At 34.4% G+C, this 19797-nt stretch carries 18 protein-coding genes; 11 read left to right on the top strand and 7 right to left on the bottom strand.

The genetic code is table 11. The annotated features are described in order from the left end of the window. Positions 1 to 72 precede the first annotated feature (72 nt). From AAGD91_RS05735 to rsmD, 3 genes are all read left to right on the top strand, one after another. Positions 73 to 3483, top strand: coding sequence for a type IV secretion system protein (locus AAGD91_RS05735; RefSeq protein WP_341820938.1), 3411 nt, complete (start codon positions 73 to 75; stop codon positions 3481 to 3483). Further along, entirely contained in the window at positions 3467 to 4099 is a 633-nt protein-coding gene (locus tag AAGD91_RS05730; RefSeq protein WP_264731533.1) for a hypothetical protein, read from the top strand. The genes AAGD91_RS05735 and AAGD91_RS05730 overlap by 17 nt, the downstream gene beginning before the upstream one ends. A 120-nt stretch (positions 4100 to 4219) precedes the next feature. Continuing rightward, positions 4220 to 4768, top strand: a complete 549-nt coding sequence (gene rsmD / locus AAGD91_RS05725; RefSeq protein ID WP_253309159.1) for a 16S rRNA (guanine(966)-N(2))-methyltransferase RsmD — start codon at positions 4220 to 4222, stop codon at positions 4766 to 4768. On the opposite strand, the gene AAGD91_RS05720 is transcribed toward rsmD, so the two are convergent. The 5 genes from AAGD91_RS05720 to murD all read right to left on the bottom strand — a co-directional run bounded on the left by AAGD91_RS05720 (position 4765) and on the right by murD (position 8206). Beyond that, entirely contained in the window at positions 4765 to 5547 is a 783-nt protein-coding gene (locus AAGD91_RS05720) for a hypothetical protein (protein WP_341820937.1), read from the bottom strand. The two genes, rsmD and AAGD91_RS05720, sit on opposite strands and share 4 nt — an antisense overlap. Before the next feature lie 30 nt (positions 5548 to 5577). Then, positions 5578 to 5817 (bottom strand): hypothetical protein, encoded by a 240-nt coding sequence (locus AAGD91_RS05715; protein WP_341820936.1) that lies wholly within the window; start codon positions 5815 to 5817, stop codon positions 5578 to 5580. Between the two features lie 44 nt (positions 5818 to 5861). Then, positions 5862 to 6104 (bottom strand): hypothetical protein, encoded by a 243-nt coding sequence (locus tag AAGD91_RS05710; RefSeq protein WP_341820935.1) that lies wholly within the window; start codon positions 6102 to 6104, stop codon positions 5862 to 5864. Positions 6105 to 6193: 89 nt separating this feature from the next. Further along, on the bottom strand, positions 6194 to 6793 hold the full coding sequence (locus AAGD91_RS05705) for a COQ9 family protein (RefSeq protein WP_341820934.1): 600 nt from the start codon (positions 6791 to 6793) through the stop codon (positions 6194 to 6196). 6 nt (positions 6794 to 6799) lie between these two features. Next, the gene (murD, locus tag AAGD91_RS05700; RefSeq protein WP_341820933.1) at positions 6800 to 8206 is read right to left on the bottom strand and encodes a UDP-N-acetylmuramoyl-L-alanine--D-glutamate ligase; all 1407 of its coding nucleotides are present in this window, start codon (positions 8204 to 8206) and stop codon (positions 6800 to 6802) included. Positions 8207 to 9049: 843 nt separating this feature from the next. On the opposite strand from murD, the gene AAGD91_RS05695 reads away from it, so the two are divergent. The 3 genes from AAGD91_RS05695 to AAGD91_RS05685 are packed head-to-tail and all read left to right on the top strand — an operon-like array spanning position 9050 to position 10831. Further along, positions 9050 to 9409 carry a ferredoxin family 2Fe-2S iron-sulfur cluster binding protein gene (locus AAGD91_RS05695; RefSeq protein WP_064125547.1) on the top strand — a complete coding sequence of 120 codons (360 nt, stop codon included), beginning with the start codon at positions 9050 to 9052 and terminating at the stop codon, positions 9407 to 9409. 2 nt (positions 9410 to 9411) lie between these two features. After that, complete coding sequence (locus AAGD91_RS05690) at positions 9412 to 10452, top strand: hypothetical protein (protein WP_341820932.1); 1041 nt, start codon at positions 9412 to 9414, stop codon at positions 10450 to 10452. Further along, the gene (locus tag AAGD91_RS05685) at positions 10436 to 10831 is read left to right on the top strand and encodes a cytochrome c-type biogenesis protein CcmH (protein WP_264735675.1); all 396 of its coding nucleotides are present in this window, start codon (positions 10436 to 10438) and stop codon (positions 10829 to 10831) included. Before AAGD91_RS05690 ends, AAGD91_RS05685 begins: the two co-directional genes overlap by 17 nt. A 9-nt stretch (positions 10832 to 10840) precedes the next feature. On the opposite strand, the gene AAGD91_RS05680 is transcribed toward AAGD91_RS05685, so the two are convergent. Then, positions 10841 to 11722 carry an Rpn family recombination-promoting nuclease/putative transposase gene (locus AAGD91_RS05680; RefSeq protein WP_341820663.1) on the bottom strand — a complete coding sequence of 294 codons (882 nt, stop codon included), beginning with the start codon at positions 11720 to 11722 and terminating at the stop codon, positions 10841 to 10843. Positions 11723 to 11930: 208 nt separating this feature from the next. Continuing rightward, positions 11931 to 13844 carry an ATP-dependent helicase gene (locus tag AAGD91_RS05675; protein ID WP_341820931.1) on the bottom strand — a complete coding sequence of 638 codons (1914 nt, stop codon included), beginning with the start codon at positions 13842 to 13844 and terminating at the stop codon, positions 11931 to 11933. Positions 13845 to 14229: 385 nt separating this feature from the next. Here AAGD91_RS05675 and AAGD91_RS05670 point away from each other — a divergent pair, with 385 nt between their 5' ends. From AAGD91_RS05670 to AAGD91_RS05650, 5 genes are read left to right on the top strand one after another with little or no spacing between them, the layout of a single operon-like run. Beyond that, positions 14230 to 14817 carry an NADH-quinone oxidoreductase subunit J gene (locus tag AAGD91_RS05670; RefSeq protein ID WP_253309432.1) on the top strand — a complete coding sequence of 196 codons (588 nt, stop codon included), beginning with the start codon at positions 14230 to 14232 and terminating at the stop codon, positions 14815 to 14817. Further along, positions 14808 to 15116: an NADH-quinone oxidoreductase subunit NuoK gene (gene nuoK, locus AAGD91_RS05665; protein WP_019236815.1), complete on the top strand. Its 309-nt coding sequence runs from the start codon at positions 14808 to 14810 to the stop codon at positions 15114 to 15116. The genes AAGD91_RS05670 and nuoK overlap by 10 nt, the downstream gene beginning before the upstream one ends. A 4-nt stretch (positions 15117 to 15120) precedes the next feature. Beyond that, on the top strand, positions 15121 to 16968 hold the full coding sequence (gene nuoL, locus AAGD91_RS05660) for an NADH-quinone oxidoreductase subunit L (protein WP_341820930.1): 1848 nt from the start codon (positions 15121 to 15123) through the stop codon (positions 16966 to 16968). Positions 16969 to 16971: 3 nt separating this feature from the next. Beyond that, positions 16972 to 18414, top strand: coding sequence for an NADH-quinone oxidoreductase subunit M (locus AAGD91_RS05655; protein WP_341820929.1), 1443 nt, complete (start codon positions 16972 to 16974; stop codon positions 18412 to 18414). Next, complete coding sequence (locus AAGD91_RS05650) at positions 18411 to 19796, top strand: NADH-quinone oxidoreductase subunit N (RefSeq protein WP_341820928.1); 1386 nt, start codon at positions 18411 to 18413, stop codon at positions 19794 to 19796. Before AAGD91_RS05655 ends, AAGD91_RS05650 begins: the two co-directional genes overlap by 4 nt. Position 19797 lies beyond the last annotated feature (1 nt).

The raw sequence follows: 19797 nt of genomic DNA, 5'->3' as shown, positions 1-19797 counted from the left end.
GAGTAACTAATTAAAAAGATATTTTAAGTAAAGTTTTAGAAATTTATTTCTATATTTGGAAAAAGTTTAGATATGCAATCACGCTTAGGCAAATGTTGGTTTAGGGTATTACTTCTTGCAGCTTATGTGCTGATCACAGGTTGTAGTAAGAACGATATGCCTTTTCCAAGGTGCATATCTGCCGATTATTTTGGTCCTGAACCTATTGCAGTAAGCGCTCATTTTACAAATGATCACGATGCGTTTATTCCAGAAGATGGAGAAGTTATTGACTCTGAAACTGGAGAAATTAATTATGGTTTCCACCATAACCAAGTGGTGAAGTGGAAAGATACTGGATTAGAAACCAATGGAGATAGCTTAATAGTGCGAGTTAATGGTGCATGGACATCTTGGAGTAATAATAACAAGAAAGAATCTAAAGGCAGTTATGACTTGCAGAGCTTGGAGCAGTTAAAATATGCAACCAAATTTGAAAGAGGCGAAGGTGACAACAGTCTGCCTAACTTTCACATGGTTTGTAATGATTATAAACCTAGCATACAAAAATTTTCAAGTAAGCCTAATGCAAGTTGCACTGTAAATTGCAAGTGCATTAATGAAGATGATAGCGCAAATACAGTATCACGTGGTGCTCCATGTTGGTTTACCAATGGTCATGGTGCTTACCTTTTATTTAGAAGATCCATTATAGATGCTGATGGTAAAAAAGTATTTATAGATCAAGACCCTAATGACAATCTAAAGTTAATGCGTAATCCTTCATCTCCTACTGTACATCTAGGTTATAACTCCACAGCAGAGGGCAACAATGGACTTTTTACTTTGAAAAAAGGCGAGAAAAAATTAAAGGATGAAAATTGTAATGCGTTGGAGTTAAAAAAGGGATGGAAAATATATGTAAAAATATTAGATAGATATTATCTAGATAATGTAGGCGGCTACTCTTTTGAGTTCTTAGGTGGAGTGCAGCAGCCAAGTAGTTTTGGGTTTTTTGATTACATTTATAACTATCTAAAATGTGTATTATTGATTAACGAAAATTGCAAAGAACATTTTAATAGCAATGATCCTGCAGTTGCACAAGCTATGTTCGAAAATATAGCTGAAAAAAGTACGAGCTTTCACAATTTTGTTCTTTCCTTGCTTGTTCTATTTGTAATGATTTCATCGCTTCTTTATCTTTTTGGCATGATACGAGAAACTAAGCATGATATGCTCATCAGAATGATGAAAATCACTCTAGTAATAGTGCTTATATCTCCTGGAAGTTTTAGATTTTTCTATGATCATTTTCTCGTTCTATTCGTTAAAGGTCTTGAACAACTGATAAGTATAATTACTAATTTTGCTCCCAACATGAACACCGGAAGTATTGCTCAAGGAAATGAAGCTAAGTTGTTTAGCTTCATGGAGGACATGTTCAATAAGTTTTTTGCTTATTCTGTTTGGAAAAAGTTTGCAGCGTTTTTACATTACCAAATGTGGGCAAGCTTACTTATGATACCAGCAATTTTCATAGGGATAGTTTTATATTTCTTGCTGTGCTTATATGCTTACATAATATTTCTCTCTGGCTTTATGGGTATAGCTTTTCTTATAGCTATCATGCCATTGTTCTTGATCTCTATTTTATTTTCACCGCTGAAAAGTCTGTTTGAAGGTTGGATAAAATTCTGCATCAGCTTTTGTTTACAGTCGATTATGATATTTGCTCTCTTGTCATTACTGGCTTCCATTATAATGAATACCTTTTATAGGCAGTTAGGTTTTACTGTATGCTACAATAAATGGTTCGAGGTAAGGTTATGTGCTCCAAAATGGGTGTTTGGCGGTTTTTGCATCATTGATAAGCAGTACTTTGGTTGGACCCCAGGGCAAATTTTCGTACCTTACACTATTGGAGAAGCTTCTCCGCTGAACGTAGATAAGAACATAGAAGGTATAGAAAAGATAAGCAGAGAAGGTGGTACAATAAAATTTACTGGCGGTGCTGGGTATATCCCTCTTCCACCGGATTACATTGCAAAAGGTTTTCGTTATATAGATTACCCTTTCTTTAACCCAATTCCTGGTACTAAAAAGAATCCAGCAGACCACTATATTGCGGAAAGTGATATGATAGTTAGTAATGGCTGTAGTGCAAAAGATCTAGTACGCTTAACAAATAGTTTATCCCATGCGTCAGAAAAGGCTGATATCCTATTGTTAATCAACGATATAGAAAAAAAGATAGGTAGTATGGATAGTGAAATAACAAAGCACTACTGTCAATCTACACAAGATGGAACCGAATGCAACAATTATCGAAAGATGATAAATGATTATAGAAATGGTATCATAAGACTAGATCTAAAAAGTAAAATAAGGTCTTTAGTGCAAGATATAATTAAACAAGATGCGAGCTGCCAATCACAGAATTTTTATAAGGTAAATAAAAACTATCGAGAAAATAGTGATTACCAAAGGGTGCAAGACATACAGAGAGGTTATTTAATCAATGCAGGGGAAATCTTTATATTATTCTTGCTTTCATTTTTAATGTTCTCTTTACGCGAGTTCGTACAACAAATGGGCTCAAGTATAGCTGGTGGTGGATTCAGCGTTTACAATATATCTATCATGTATGCAGGGGGTGGTATATTATCTCAAATTAAGCTGCCATTTAAAGTAGGCGGGCAAGATATTAGCTTAATGGATGCTATTTCTCTACCTAAGCATATGTGGCAAGGTGCAGTTGGTGGCAAGTTAGAAGCCTTAGGTAAATTTGCTACTGGGCTCCCTAATCAACTAGCCGGAGGTACAGCTAATCTACTGGGTAGGATAACAAGAGTTGGAGGAGTGCTGAAATACGCTATTGATGTGCCACGTAAATTTGTAGATGCTACTATTGAAGCAACAAAATTTGTGACATCACCTGAAAATGATGTTGATAAGCTCGAGGAAAAAATCTACAGGGCGTTTGGAGTTGATAAAGAAGATATTACACATAGAAGGATTGGTAAATATTTAGATTATTATAAAGGATATGTAGGGTCACATTTGGGCTATACAATAGAAGATGCTATGAAGTTTACTTGGGAGCATGGCCTTGATTCTATAGGAGTTAGCCACCGTACAGGAGAAAAAGATGGTTACCAAGGTAATCTGCTCTGTAGAGCAAAATCGCATAGGCGAGATTTCTTAGAAAAACTTCATGATTACACTATCGGACGTAAGAGAGAACCAGAAAAAGACAAGCTTGATCAACCACTAAAGGAAAATAAGTCTGATCAATCAAATGAATTAGCACGAGAGTTAGGCACAGAAAAATACACTAATACTCCGGAAGCTATAGAAAAACGTGCTGAAAGAGCTAGAAGAAAAAAAGAAAAAGATCGAGAAGGCGAAAATTATGACACCTCATTATTTTTTGGAGAAGATACAGAACGTGAGAATAATGAAAGGGCTGATAACAGGGGTGATAATGACGAAGAATCATAACTTTAAAGGATTAAATTATTATGGTCTGCAGCAAGACGGTGATGGTAATATAAAGTTAAATGACTACGATGACATTTTAAATGCGCGTAGGGCAAGAGTAGATCTACTATTAGACAACACACCAGACAACAATATCGACCTCACTAAATTAAATAAAGCTTTGAGTGAGAAATTTGTAGATAATCATAGTTTATTGTCTGAATTTGATAAGGAAGACAAAGAGATTGCACAAGAAAGGCTTAAGGTGTTTAATATTTTAGACAATCTTGATAATCTTGCAAACATTAAAAGTGAAGATCTATTAGAGGTTAGTTTATTACTATCAGATCTTAGCTTCGTAGAGAGAAATGTTGTACTGAATACCGATCAGAATTCCGATTTAGTAGGATTTAAAAACCTATTTGTAGAAAAAAAAGCATCTGGCGAAGAGTATAGTGATGAAGAATGTAAAAGCTTTCTCGATAACATAGATAAAATTAATACTATAATTAAGCTGGAGTTAGAAAGCAGAATTGAAGGGATAAATCATGATGAAAGAAATGATTATGGTGGTTTACAAGATGAGATTGGTCAAGCAATTAATGCAGTAGGTAAATCAGAAAAAAATAACGGATGAGTTTTGTGTTTGTGTTTTTCTTACAAGCGACTCGATAGCTTCTCTCTATTAAACTGCTAAAGCCATATTGACATTAATCATATAGTATTAAATAATTAGTTATTTTGGAGCTTATTTAGTATGCTACGCATCATTGCAGGCAAATATCGCGGAAGAAAAATAACTACAGGTAAGCATTTAGCTGCACGGCCAACTATGAGTGTTGTCCGAGAAGCAATATTTAGTATACTTTCCTCAAGAAAACCTATTTATAACTTGAATGTACTTGATTTATTCTGCGGAAGTGGCTCTTTTTCATTTGAAGCACTTTCTCGCGGCGCTAAACATGCATTCATGGTGGATTCAGATTATTACAATTTGCAACTGCCTAAAAAAACAGCAGAAGATTTTGGAATTACGAACAATGTCACACTAATTTGTTGCAGTGCTAACAAATTGCCACAACCTATTTCAAAGTGCGATGTAGTTTTTATAGACCCACCTTACAATAGCAATCTAGTTGAATCAACGTTGAATGGACTAGCTCACTCAGGCTGGTTAAGTGATGATGCATTGATAATTCTAGAGATTAGGAAAAACGAAGGTTTTGAGTGCAATAAAAACTTCAGTATAATCTTGGAACGTACCTACGGTATAGCAAGAATAATTTTTCTTTCTCTATTAACTTAAACTTGCATATACTCTTCATTGATGGGTTTCAGTTCTATTTTCGTCAAGCTTCCGGAGATACTACTTTTACAGTAGTCTTTTAGCTTAAAATTTCCATTAAATTCACCTTCCAACAAATATTTATGTGCTTTTTCGATAAACTGCTTCTCCTTTTCTTCGTATCTTGTTGCATTAACGTTATCCTGACGGTAAATCAAATGTTCTTTGTGATCAGCATGAATATTCTTACTCTCGCAAGGTATTGTAGGATCATGTTCAAGCACTATATTTTGTCTGAACGTTTTGCTAGTGGATTGATCATCGTCGAGTTTACCGACGAGTTGTGCTTCCTGTGGAATTACAGTATCACCTTTTCTACCAACAATCAATACAGGACATTTTGTATTCTCTATAATCTCTCGTGAATTAAATTCTAATCCGTAACGATTAAACCAAAAATTCAAGAATTTTGCAGGAAGCCGTCTCATGAAAAAATCCCCTACCCCATGAGGAAAGTTATTAGTTGCATCCTTAAGTGAGCTACAAGAATTACTATGAATTAATGTTAAATAGATACCTTGTTTTTCAAATCTTTTTAAAACTTCTGCTGCAATTCTTCCTCCAAGAGAGTTAGTATCCAAAATTATATTGTTTGGATGCACACCTTTTACAAGTAACATGTTTACCATTGCCATTCCAGCTTGAACTAACTTTTCACCGTTTGTTAGAAATTCATATAGCGCTACAATTTTCTTTCTTTCCAAGAGGAACTCTATAATATCCTCTATATCTTTTTCCAACTCTTGATCACAAGCTTCTGCATCTCTTTTCTAATCTTTATCTATAAGTTCTTTTTTATAACGCTTTATCCACTCAGGGCTGACTTCATTTTCCAAAAAGCTTTTAATTCTGTGTACTACAAATCTCTTCTTAATAAAGTCAAAAAGCATCCATAGGCAAAGTACGATAAAACATATGGTAGCCAAAATTGATAGCACTACTGATGCAAAAGCTAACCCTGTAAGTACCTTTTTTGATTTTTGATTCTGGTATGCCAAGTATAACGACACAATAGAAGCAGTGGACAATATAGCAGAACATAACCATAGTGAGATTATTCTCCTATTGAATTTTTTTCTTCAGCATTTAATTCTTCTTGAAAGAATCTTGGATTAACAATTCTAGAGAAATAGGGATAGTCAAAATAATGCTTAACTAACTTACTTTCTTGCCCATTAGGTGCACCTTTACCAAGTGCATTAACCTTAATACACCCAAGTACTCCAAAAAAGTTTATCACGTGTTTTGTATTTTCTTCTGGCTTGATATCACTATTGGTATGATAAATAACTTTCATTTTATCGTTAATGAATATTTAGTTATTTTAACATAAAGATCAAAAAAAACAAGAGAATATAAATATGAATAACCAGTATGATGAAAAGCTTATAAGAAATTTCCTATGATTCCTTTTAAGCGAGTTTTGAATTTTTGAAATGTCATGACATTGTTGATACGGTTATCAAGAAACGATAAAGTATCCGCAAAATCTTCTGAATAATCATTGATAAAAAAAAGTATCGTACTTAAGTACACTCCAGCTAATATTTCTCTTTTTGTATAGTAGTTAAAATCTGTTGATTGATCATGAATGCCATACCAAATCGCACTAATAGTTCTGTATAAAAGTTTACTAGAAAAATATGTATTTTTTGGTGATACGGAGAATGATAAAACATTTTTTAAAAGTTCTCTATAATTCGGTAGCTTAGCGTAGTTTGAAAGGCGTATTTGAATAGCTAACTTTACCCGCTCTCGCACTTTCATATCTTCTAAATTGGAATTTCTTAGTTCAGCTTCCATTGAGCTATTTAAGTCCTCTGCTATGTGCTCCAAAGCGCTATATATTCCATTCTGAAATTTGCAAAAGCTATTAGCTAGATTAAGGTCTGTGCAAATTTTTAATAGGGTTTCATCGCTTATCCCTTCAAATGGAATAACCCTAATTAGCTTATCTATTATTAACTTTATTTCATCTTGTTCCACGCAACATTATACTAAACAGCATGTATGATTGTACCTGAGATTTTCAAACATTCTACAAAATGCTTCACCACGTTCCTCGAAATTTTTCCATTGATCAAAAGAAGCACACGCGGGAGAAAGTAATATAGTTACTTCTTCTGCGCTATTTAAGGCCTCTTCAAAAGCCAATCTGAATGCATCTTCTAGATTGCAACATCTAACATAATCTACTTTATTCTCCATAGTGTTTGCAAAGGCTTCGGTTGATTCCCCAATAAGAAAAGCTTTTCTAATCCTCGTGAAATGCTTGCTTAATGATTCTATTCCACCTTTTTTGCTTCTTCCACCAACGATCCAATTTATGTTTTCATAAGATAAGATCGCCTTTTCGCTCGACTTTGCATTAGTTGCTTTGCTATCGTTCACGAAAAACACATTTCTTATTTTGCCAAGCAGTTCATTCCTATGCCTCAGTCCTGAAAAGGACTTGATTCCATTGATAATAGTGTTGCTATCTACTCCAAGTAGCTTACATACGGCATATGCGGCTGCTATGTTTTCTGCATTGGATATTAGGTTTATTTTCACGTCGCTTACTGATAAGCTATGATTCTCTAGTTTTAACGAGATCTTCTGGATCCGAGTAGCCAAGCACTGGGATGACAAAAGAAGTGGCTGGAATGACAAAGAGGATGACATCGAAGCTGAGATTGGAATTTTGTTTCCAGTGAATTTGTTGAATATGTCAGCAGTAATCTCATTGTCACATCCTATTACGGCAACCTCACTACCGTTTATCAGTTTTAATTTAGTTGCTATGTAGTTCTCCATACTTCCATGCCTATCTATGTGATCTGGTGTAATATTGAACAGTGCTGAAATGTCCACGTTAATTTCATTCATCAACTCCAATTGAAAAGAGGAAAATTCAATTACATAAATTTCTGCATCTCTTTCTAGATCCAAAACAGGAACACCTAAATTTCCGCCAATAGCCACTTTTTTCCCTGCAGATTTTAATATGTGCCCTATTAGTGATGTAGTGGTTGATTTACCATTTGTTCCTGTGATGCCTATTACCTTCTGGTTCGTAGTTTTAGCTTCAAGAAATAGCTCAATGTCTGATTTTATTTTGCAATCAAAGCTTCTTGCAAGTTTTACTATCCAATGTGGCTCTGTTGGCACTCCAGGGCTTAAAACCAATGCACTGATCTCATGCCAATTGTATTCCTTGGGATGAATAAAATTACATTTTTTATACATCATTTTTGCATTTGCTATTTGCTCTTCATGATCATCCCATGCATATATTCTTGCACCATTCTTTATTAGAGCGTTAATGGCGGATAAACCAGTTTTACCAAGACCAAAAACCGCGACGTTTTGATTTTTGTATTTGTTTAGTTGCACTGCTAGATAACTTATGCGAACCATTTTATAAAGATATCGTACAAACTACAACAGACTTCTTGCATAGGTCACAACTGTCATTCAGTAGAAACGAAAAAACTTCCTTGACAAACTTCGCCAGCCCCCTTATCATGAAACTGAAGGTATTCAGTTATCTTCATCTGTGCAGATTAAACAGCAAGAAAACAACGTAGTTGGCGTCTTATTTTTAATTTTTTGCACTATGTGCACCTTATGTCTTCACAATATTTCTAGGTTTTTACCTACACAAGCTGAAACGCGCTTATAAGTCATTTAAGACAGTATAGTACGCCAATTTGAAGGATTAGAGAGTGACAACTAGCTAACACGGGATTTCTTTTGCCTTTTTTTCTGCTTAGTAAATTTCTTAAACATTTGAACTAAGGTTAGTTGCACTTAAAAGCAGCTAAATTGCAGTGTTTAAGACTTTAAAAAACGCCAATACAGAAAATAGACAATGACCAGGGCTTCTTTTGCCTTTTTTTTCGTTTGGTAAATTTCTTAATGTTTGTAGCTAAAGCAATTTAAGAGACCGAAAATGGTGTCATTCCAGCGCGTGACGCTGGAATCTAGTTTTCCATATAATCTCATCGAAAACGTTGTGTTTTAACAACCACTTTCTATGCTAGTTTGCTTGCTTACAAGCAAACTTTCCTGGATTCCAGCGCGTGACGCGCTGGAATAACAAGAAAGGGGGCACTGGGATGATAAGAAGAGGCTACTTGAATGACAAGAAAGGGGTACTTGGATGACAAAAAATAGGCACTGGAATTGCAAAGAGTTTGCAAATATTAGTTATTACCTGTAGAATACAGAGAAATTAGTAAGGATTTTAATAGGAATAATATGCCATCTGTTACTTTTGTTTTACCTGATGGGAGTAAGAAAAGCTATGAAGCTGCAGAGGGAGAAACTCTGCTTAATTTAGCCCACAGAAGTGATCCAGATCTGCTTGAAGGTGCATGTGAAGGCTCTCTTGCTTGTTCTACATGCCACGTGATTGTTGATCCAGAATTTTATGATGCTGTAGAAACGCATAATCCCATATCTGATGAGGAAAACGATATGTTAGATCTAGCCTTCGGCTTAACAGAGACATCAAGACTTGGGTGCCAAATAAAAATTACAAAAGATATCGACGGTTTGTGTGTAACCATACCAAGGGGTACAAGAAATATATCATTGGATAAACAGGGGAATAATTAGCTATGCGTAAGATTTTTATCTATATTATCATCTCTTTACTTTTGTTTATTCCTGTAGCGTATAGTGGTTTTTGGTATTTTTCTGCATGTAAGGTAAAAAATCTTTTAGCTGAAGCAATACTATACATTAACGACGAAAAGTTTGATATTTCACATGATTTCAGTGGACTTCCTTCTAACCTAATTTTCCGTGTGACAAACCCAAAATTTTCCAATAAGCAATTAACCATCTCATCTGATGCTTTATTGATAAAAAATAGATTGTTTGATAAATCAGTATATATCTACATACCAAGCAATGAAGTCAACATTGTTGTTCATGGTAATGAGAAAAAGAATATAAAATGCCACACAAACGATAGCAGCCACTTTGTTGTTAGACTAAATGATTTACCATCTTCATTGCGATTCAACAGAAATAGTACCGTGATAGACTATATAGATACACTTCGTTACGCAGATTATGGATTAAAATGTGATGTTTCAGAAAATCAGCAAAGTGTTATAACTGAAGTGAATGATAAAAGCAATTACATTCAATTTCACCTCGATAAAGAACCAAGTGGAAATACTAAACTAGGATTTGATTTTTATACTTATCGGTATAAAAATACTGCAAGTCCTGAAAGTTACCTTAGTATCGACACTAAATTTGATTACGAATTTGTAAACCACATCTCAGCTTCTAGAGTTAATTTCAACATAGAGAAATTTTTAATTCAAAGTAATAATTTTTCTCTTGCTGCAGATGGTGGAATGCAAAATTATAATTTGGTTACGTCTTCATTTAAAGACAAAATCAACGTGGCTATATCAAATTATAAAGAATTAATCTCGTTTATGATTGGTAACTCAAAAACTTCAGATGCGTTTGAAAAATTAATGTCTTTCTTATCAGAAAAAACAACTGATGACAGCGTTCAATTTTCAATAAAGTACGATGATGATATAGGGTCAAGCTTTATTGGAAAGTTATCCACCACTGATTTTATGAACCAACTCAGTAAAATAACCCAATTAACCAAGGATGAGAGCAGTAGTTAGTTTACTTTTCATATTGATATTTCACTCAGGCGTAAACGCTTTTACTCTGGATAATAAACTCAGAGATAAAAGCATGGAAAAACGAGCAACCAGTTTATTTGAAATAATAAGGTGTCCAATATGTTCTGGCGAATCATTGTCTGAATCTGGATCTCAGATTGCGTATGATATGCGAGAAGCAATTCGTAAAAAAATCAATGATGGATACACAGATGAAGAGATAATCTCAGAGTTAAAAAATTCTTACGGCAATTCAATTATAACTACCCCACCTAGCACTTACATTTTGTGGTTTATTCCACTCACAACTCTGCTTATTGGGTGTTTTTTAATACGAAAGTATATCAGTATGTCCAGTATATTTAAACCTTTTATGTAATGTAACCGTTCACAGATTTCCACTTAATTCTTCAATCTCACTAATAGAAAGGCCAGTAAATTTGACAATAGTGTTGACATCAACATTATTAGCCAGCATTGCTTTTACGACTTCAATTTTTCCTTTCTCTATACCTTTTTGTATACCTTTCTCTTCAGCAAGATCAAGTCTGTATTCAAGAATGGCTTCTTCTTTCCGTAGATCCATTATTCTTTCTTCGTAAGCTACTAAATCTTTTTCGTTCCAACGAAACTTGTCTAATTCATCATATGCTAGCTTTATTATTGGCGCTTTTTCTGCTATCTCTTTTAAGTCCTCTTCTGTTGTTTCTTCTGCGTATTTAAAAAAGAAACACCACCTTTCTACTATACTTTCTAACTGCTCTACTTTACTTTTTGAAAATTTGGGCAATTCTATAAAGATAAATTGAAAATCTTTTAAGTAATGGCCGTTAGTTTTTATATCACGTATATTATGAGTAGAGATATAACCAACTTCTTCAGGAAGTAAGTTACAATTGGAAATAGCAATAAAGAAGACTTTCTTTAAATCAATGTAGTTGCCAGATTTATCTAATTGTCTTGAGTAGGCTTTAGCGGCATATAATTGAGCGCGTTTTTCGAAGCCCTTGTCTCTAGCGAGCTGCATTTCTGCTATATATCTATTTCCGTGAGAATCCTTGCAGAGAACATCAACAATACTTTGTTTATCAGAGGCAACTTCGGGATCCATAATAGTGCTAAGAAACTCAACTTCTTGTATTGCATTTATCTCAGTAAACCCTAAAATATCGTTCAAAAAGTGGATCAGGATATTCTTATTTTTTTCCGTTCCAAAGATTTTTCTGAAACACAAATCATTGCTAGGATCGAGAAATTTTGAAAGAGCCATAATGCTTGGAAAATATTAATAATTATACACTATTATTAACAATTATTCAACCATATTTTTGAAGATAGCTAGTTTCTGTATTTATTTTAAATTGAAGAAAGCTCAAATGAAAGATCATGTTTTGCTAAAAATCACAGAATGCAGTCTGGTTACACATATAGTTGAAGTAATTCAGATTTGTAAGATATGTTTATCTGCAGTTATAGCTTCAACAGTAGGCGTTACTCTTGATTACCTCAACATTTTCTCTTGGCAATTCTTTAATGAACCGAGAAGTGCGCATCGGTTGCCACTGGTTGTTAATTTCCCTCCTATCTGCACATGAAATGATTAACCTTTCCTTTGCCCTGGTTATGCCAACATATGCAAGTCTCCTTTCTTCTTCTAAAGCTTTACCACTTTTATCTTCAAAAGATCTTTGATGAGGAAATAATCCCTCTTCCCAACCAGGTAGAAACACGCACGGGAATTCAAGTCCTTTGGCTGCATGAAGAGTCATAACATATACGGTGTCATCGTTATTCATATTATCCACTTCCATCACTAGACTTATATGCTCCAAGAAAGTTGTGGCATTATCGAAATTTTTTAAAGATGAGATGAGCTCCTTGACATTTTCTATTCGTGCTAAGCCTGTTACCTCCTCATTTTCAAGCATTTCAATATACCCTGATTGGTTTGCTATGATTTTAACGAATTCATGCAGTGGTTTTACGCTTACTATTTCTTCCCAAGCTTTAATTTTATTTAAAAAATCATTTAGTGAGAGTTTAATTCTTTCGGTTACTTGATTACTATTAACTAATATTTTTGCTGCCTCAAAAAAAGAAATTTTGTTATCCTGAGCAGTCGTGTATATTTTCTTTAGAGTTGTAGCTCCTATGCTTCTTTTTGGCCGATTTACGATCCTTTCGAAAGCTAAGTCATCGTTATTGTTTGTAACGAGTCTTAAATATGCAATTATATCCCTGACTTCCTGACGTTCGTAGAATTTTACGCCACTTATAATCTTGTAGAGAATTGAATATTTTATAAAATACTCTTCGAGAACTCTAGTTTGAAAAGTGGCCCTTACCAGCACTGCAATGTCACTAAATCTGTATTTATTGAGCTTTAATATCTGTTCGCTTATGAACCTTGCTTCAGCTTTTCCGTCCCATAATTTTATTAGATTTACCTTTTCCCCTTCAACGTTTATTGTCCACAATTTTTTTTCTAAGCGAGTCTTATTGTGATTGATAACATATGACGCAGTTGCAAGTATGTGGGATGTTGACCTGTAGTTACACTCTAGTTTAACGGTTCTTGCATTTTTAAAATCATCGGAGAACTTCAAAATATTTTCAACTTCTGCACCACGCCAACTATATATCGACTGGTCATCATCTCCTACACAGCAAATATTTGAATGCTCTTTTGCAAGGTATTTTAGCCAAAGATATTGTATTGCATTTGTATCTTGATACTCATCTACCATGACATACTTAAACTTGTTTTGGTAGTAGGACAGAACTTCGGTCTTTTGATTAAAGAGTTGTATGTTATATAGCAATAAGTCACCAAAATCGACAGAGTTAAGGAATTTCAACCTTTCCTGATACTGGTGATAGACTTTGAGTGCAGTTACGTACACTGGCCTAAATGATTGAATATCTTCCACTTCAGATGGCAATAAGCACTTCTCTTTCCATTGCTGAATAATATTCATAATGGTCTTACATTTTTCTGATAGGTAATCAGGGCTGATTTCATTCATAATGTTTTTTATTACCTGTAATTGGTCATCCACACCAATAATTGTAAAATTGGAATTTAGCCCCACGACTTCAGCATGATGACGTAGAATTTTTGCTGCAATTGCATGGAAAGTGCCAAGCCATGGTATGTTTGTGCCTGTTAGCTCAAGTACCCTTGATACCATCTCATTTGCTGCTTTGTTTGTGAATGTAACAGCTAATATTTCATCAGAATAAGCATGACCGTTTCTAATTATGTGCGCTATTCTTGAAGTAATCGTTCTTGTTTTTCCCGTTCCGGCTCCTGCCAATATTAAAACCGGTCCATCTATGTTAGTTACAGCTGATTGTTGTTCTGGATTTAGCAGTGAGAGATAATCGTTCATTTGCAGCCCTATAGATTATAACTCCGTAAAGTTAAACCTATGATCGAAATATTGTAAAGGTTTTATTGAATAGAACAGTTAAAGAATGCTTCACTCAAGTACTACATATTTAAATGTAAGGTTTTGCATCTATTTTGTTTTAGTAGTTTCAGGTGTATGTCGAGTAACAACAACTTGATTTGAGGTATTGGCACCAGAACTTCTGCTTGTTGGGTGGATAGGTGGAGTTTGGAATGGCTTATATGTACGCCTTCATTTCTATTTCTTCAGCTTTATAATAATTTAAAATGGCTTTGTAGTACAGTGTTTTAAATGTTTAATATAATATTGACTTTACAACGATAGTCACTTTAAATTAGTAATTTTTGTTGCAGTTAAAGTATCGATGCCTTTTTTCTTTTATTTTTTCGCAATTCTTAGCATTTTATCTGCTGTTTGTGTAATTAGTGTAAGAAATCCTGTGCATGCAGTATTATTTTTAATTTTCACCTTCGTTAATTCTGCAGTTCTTTTTATTCTCCTTGGAGCTGAATTCATCGCTATGATGGTATTGATAGTATACATCGGTGCGGTTGCAGTGTTATTCCTCTTTGTAGTTATGATGCTCGATATTGACTACATAAGGTTGCGCCAGGGTTTTGCGAAGCATTTCACTCCTGGTGCTATATTATGTGTTGTGTTTTTTCTGATTATCAGTTTTGTAATCCGCAGCTCAACGCTGAATATAAGTAATGTTATAAACTATAATGCCAATAACGTGAAAGCTATCGGTAATTTGCTCTACACTGACTACATGTACGCTTTTCATCTTTCTGGTATTCTGCTGCTTGTTGCAATTGTTGGTGCAATTGCTCTTACTTTGCAGGACAAGAAAAAAGGAGTTAAAAAACAGAATGTATTAAAGCAATTGACACAATCTTCATCTGTAAAATTGGTTAAGGCTAAATTTGGAAAAGGAGTAGAATGGAAATAGGATTAAATCATTTTTTGATAGTTGCTGCTATTTTGTTCACTATTGGGGTGTGCGGTATTTTCATTAACCGTAAGAGCATAATCAATATATTATTATCAATAGAAATATTATTGCTGGCGATTAACATCAATTTAGTTGCTTTTTCTGCCTTTATGAATGATATAGTTGGGCAAATTTTTGTGATGTTTGTGTTGACTGTTGCGGCAGCAGAGTCAGGAGTTGGGCTTGCAATATTGGTTGTATATTATAGAAGTCGTGGCAATATAGATGTTGAACAAGCGAACTTAATGAAAGAATGAAAGTATGATGGATATACTGAAATTAATAGTATTTTTGCCACTTTTTGGTTCGCTATTTGCAGCACTTTTTAGAAAAAGTCAGTTAGTTACAACGGCAGGGATTGGAATATCTGCAGTTTTATCTTGGTATGTTTTTCTCACCTTCTCTGAAAATTATCACTTGAGTTTATTTACTCTATTTTCATTAAGTGTATTAAAAGTAAATTGGGCAATTAGTGTGGATGCTCTCTCATCCTTAATGCTTATTGTTATTACCACCGTTTCACTAGTAGTCCACCTCTATTCTATCGGTTATATGGAGCATGACAAAGGGAAGTCGAGGTTTTTTTCTTACCTATCGCTATTTACGTTTTGCATGATTGTGCTGGTTGTAAGCGATAATTTCGTGCAGCTTTTTTTTGGCTGGGAAGGGGTTGGCCTATGTTCTTATTTACTCATAGGATTTTGGTTCCAAAAATATTCTGCAAATAATGCAGCAATTAAAGCATTTGTTGTGAATAGGGTAGGAGACTTTGCACTATTGATTGGGATTTTTCTCATTTATTATACATTTCACTCTTTGAAATTTACTGAAGTTTTTGACACAGCTGATCTTCTTGGCGCACAGAACATTAGGGCATTCTGCTGTGAATTTAAAATAATTCATATAATATGCATATTACTTTTTATTGGCTGTATGGGTAAATCTGCACAGCTTGGTTTACATGTTTGGTTGCCAGATGCAATGGAAGGGCCAACCCCTGTTTCTGCACTCATTCACGCAGCAACGATGGTAACAGCAGGTATATTTTTAGTAGCAAAATGTTCTCCATTGTTTGAGCTATCAAATGTGGCACGAGAATTAATAGTTATTGTTGGGGCACTTACTGCTTTTTTTGCAGCTACAGTTGCGATTACTCAGAACGATATAAAAAAAATAATTGCTTATTCAACCTGCAGCCAACTTGGTTATATGTTCATGGCATGTGGGCTTTCTGCTTACAATGTTGCTATTTTTCATTTAATGACACACGCTTTTTTAAAAGCTCTACTATTTCTTGGTGCTGGCAATGTAATTCATGCAATGCATCATGAGCAAAACATTCAGAAAATGGGAAATTGCTGGAAGAAAATCCCTTGCACTTACACTCTCATGTGGATTGGGTCTCTTGCGCTTTCTGGAATATTTCCATTTGCAGGTTTTTACTCAAAGGATTTGATAATTGAACATGCTTATAGCACGGATAGCTTTGCTTTTGTAATAAGCTTAGTTGTTGCATTCTTCACAGCGTTTTACTCTTGGAGGCTATTGCTTCTTGTGTTCCATAGCCAAAAACAAAGTAAAATTAATATACATGAAGCACCGAAGATTATGCTTATACCATTACTGATACTTGCTTTTGGATCGGTATTTTCTGGAGTGTGGGGAGCAAATATTTTGAACATAACTAGTAATGCGTTTTGGAAATCAAGTTTAATGGTGATTGATGAGCATGGAGTTCATAATTTCTTTATAAAATTACTACCAACCTTGGCAAGCCTAAGTGGAATAGCTCTTGCGTACCTGATTTACCAATATCAAGTAATTAGGCAAATTAAGAGTAAATTTTTACTTAAGTTTTTGCAGAATAAATGGTACTTTGATGAGGTGTATGAGTTTGTTATAATTGCATCGATAAGGTTTATATCTAGGCTTCTATGGAAGTTTGATGTTAAGGCTATTGATTCATTTGGACCAAATGGTGTTGTAAGGTTGGTTAATGAATGTTCAAAAAGTTCTATAAAGTTACAAACTGGTTATATATTTGATTATGCATTTATTATGTTTGTTACTTTAATAATCGGTGCTTTATATATTATTGGAATTAAATAGAAGGTGTTGTTACTTAGTATATTCTTGCTTCCACTGATAGGAGCGTTGATTTTATCCTCGATCAGGATTAATCATCAATCTATACACCTAAGATTCCTTGCCCTATTTTTTGCTGTACTTCCATTCTTGCTTAGCATTATAGCTTGTATAGAATTTGATTATAACAATGCGGACTTTCAGTTTGTCAGCTATCCAGTAAGAGATATTGGAATAGGGGTGGATGGAATATCGTTGCTTTTCCTTCTACTTACGACCTTCTTGTTTGTTATTTGTATGCTCTATAATTGCAAAATGAGTTATACGACCCTCAAGCCATATATGGCATTATTTCTACTGCTTGAGAGTTTTGTAGTCGGTTTTTTCGTTTCACTGAATGCTATAAGCTTTTATGTGTTTTTTGAAGCTGTCTTAATACCAATGTTCTTTATTATTGGCATTTGGGGAGGGAAGCAAAGGATATATGCGACGTTTAAGTTATTTCTTTATACATTAACTGGCTCATTATTATTTCTACTTGGGTTGGTATACATCTATAGTGTTTTTGGAACGTTTAGTATACAAAAATTAGCTACATTAGTGCCAAGCCTTGATCTTGAAGTGCAGTCATTGCTGTGGATTGCATTTTTTATTTCTTTTGCAATAAAAGTACCTATGTTTCCATTTCACACTTGGCTTCCTGATGCGCATGTGCAATCACCAACTTCTGGATCTGTGATTTTAGCTGGCTTGCTTATTAAAATGGGGGGATATGGATTTTTAAGGTTTTCTATTCCAATGCTTCCTCAGGCAAGTTTGTATTTTTCAAATTTCGTTGTTGTGCTGAGCATTATTGCGGTGATATATGCTTCTCTAGTTGCGTTTGCTCAAGATGATATAAAGAAGTTAATAGCTTATTCTTCAATAGCACATATGGGAATCGTTACCGCTGGCCTCTTTTCATTTTGTGAGGAAGGAGTACTGGGTAGCATATTTCAAATGATTAGTCATGGCCTTATTTCTGCTGCTTTATTTTTGTGTGTTGGAATGCTATATACTCGAACTGGAACTTTGGAGATTGCAAAGTACTTTGGCATAGTAAACACAATGCCAAAATTTGGTTTTATGTTCATTTTATTTTCAATGGCTTCAATAGGGCTACCTGGAACATCTGGATTCATAGGTGAGTTTTTGGCTATGGTTGGAATGTTTAAGAGCATAGGGTTTTTTACAGGATTTATCGCACTTGGCACTATTTTAAGCGCAGTTTATATGCTGAATTTATGTAAGCAAATAATATGGGGGGTTAGCTATTCTAAATTATTAAATAATCGCTTGGATAGCATAGAATTTTCTGTCTTAATTCTGCTTGCAGTGTTTCTTATTTTGCTTGGATTCTACCCAACCCTTGCACTGAATTATTTGAAGCCATGTATGGCAAATTTGTTAGTCAAATATAATGCGCTATGAATTATATACAGATATTGCCGGAAACGTTCTCTATTATCTCCTCGTTAGTGTTGCTACTGCTTGGAATCATATTTAACCGCCGAACTATCAACTTATTAGCACTTGGCTGCACAGTGGTAACTTTGATTATTTTAATTATTTCGGCAGAAAACAATGAAATTTTTCTCTTTAATTCGTTGTTAAAACTCAATTTATACATCAGGTCAGCCCAAGGGTTAATTCTCAGCACAGGAATTTTAATACTTTTGATGCTGAATTTATCAAAATATGACTATAAATATGAATTTTCAATACTGATTCTTTTTGCGCTATTTGGCATGATAACTTTGGTTTCAGCAAATAGTCTGATTTCTTTTTATTTAGCTTTTGAGTTGATGAGTATATCTTTGTATGTTCTTGCGAGCTTTAATAAAGATTCAGCTTATTCATGTGAAGCAGGAGTGAAATATTTTACACTTAGTGCACTATCTTCCTGCATTATGCTATATGGAATGTCGCTGCTTTATGGATATACAGGACAAGTCAATTTCTCTGAGCTCTGTTCATTCTTGCAAAACCATCAGATAACTTATGGAATAGTTTTTGGGTTAGTTTTTATCCTTATTGGTTTGTGTTTCAAGCTTGCTATTGCTCCTTTTCATATGTGGGCTCCAGATGTCTATCAAGGTGCACCTACCATAGTAACTGCGTTTTTTTCTACGGCCCCAAAAGCTGCACTTGTAACATTTTTAATTCAATTGATGAATGAAGAGTTAGTAAATGTAAAAAGTTATGTTCAGCCTATTTTCTTATACGTTTCAGCATTGTCTGTGCTTATCTCAGCTTTTGGGGCCTTGCGTCAGCAAAACTTAAAAAGGCTGCTTGCTTACAGTTCAATTGGTCACATTGGTTTTATATTTGCTTCACTTTCTATTTTTACACAAGCAGGAACAGATAGTGCCTTAATGTATCTGGTGATATATATCATCACAAGCATAGGGCTATTCTCATATCTCGTACAAATTGACGATGACGATTGTGATATTGCAAATTTATCTGGTATAGGGAAGAAACGCCCAATTGTAGCATTTCATCTTTCTGTACTGTTACTCTCGATGTCGGGAATACCTCCACTTGCAGGTTTTATCGCTAAATTTTTTATATTCAAAAGTTTAATAAATTCTGGCTTTATCAGCCTGTCTTTGGTCCTTGTAATGGCAAGTGTTGTATCGTGTTACTATTATCTAAATATTATAAAAGCTATGTATTTCGATAAAGCTAGTGGTAATAAGGTTGCTTATTCTAAGGGTCTATTCATTATCACTTCAGTGGCTTCACTGATCAACCTCGTTCTTTTCTTATACACAGAAGATCTTTACTCACTCATTGAACTAAAGGGCTGAC

Source organism: Wolbachia endosymbiont (group A) of Myopa testacea (assembly GCF_964027115.1).
Lineage (GTDB): Bacteria > Pseudomonadota > Alphaproteobacteria > Rickettsiales > Anaplasmataceae > Wolbachia.
Note: the sequence above shows the minus strand (reverse complement) of the source record. Positions and strands in the feature narration are given on the sequence as shown.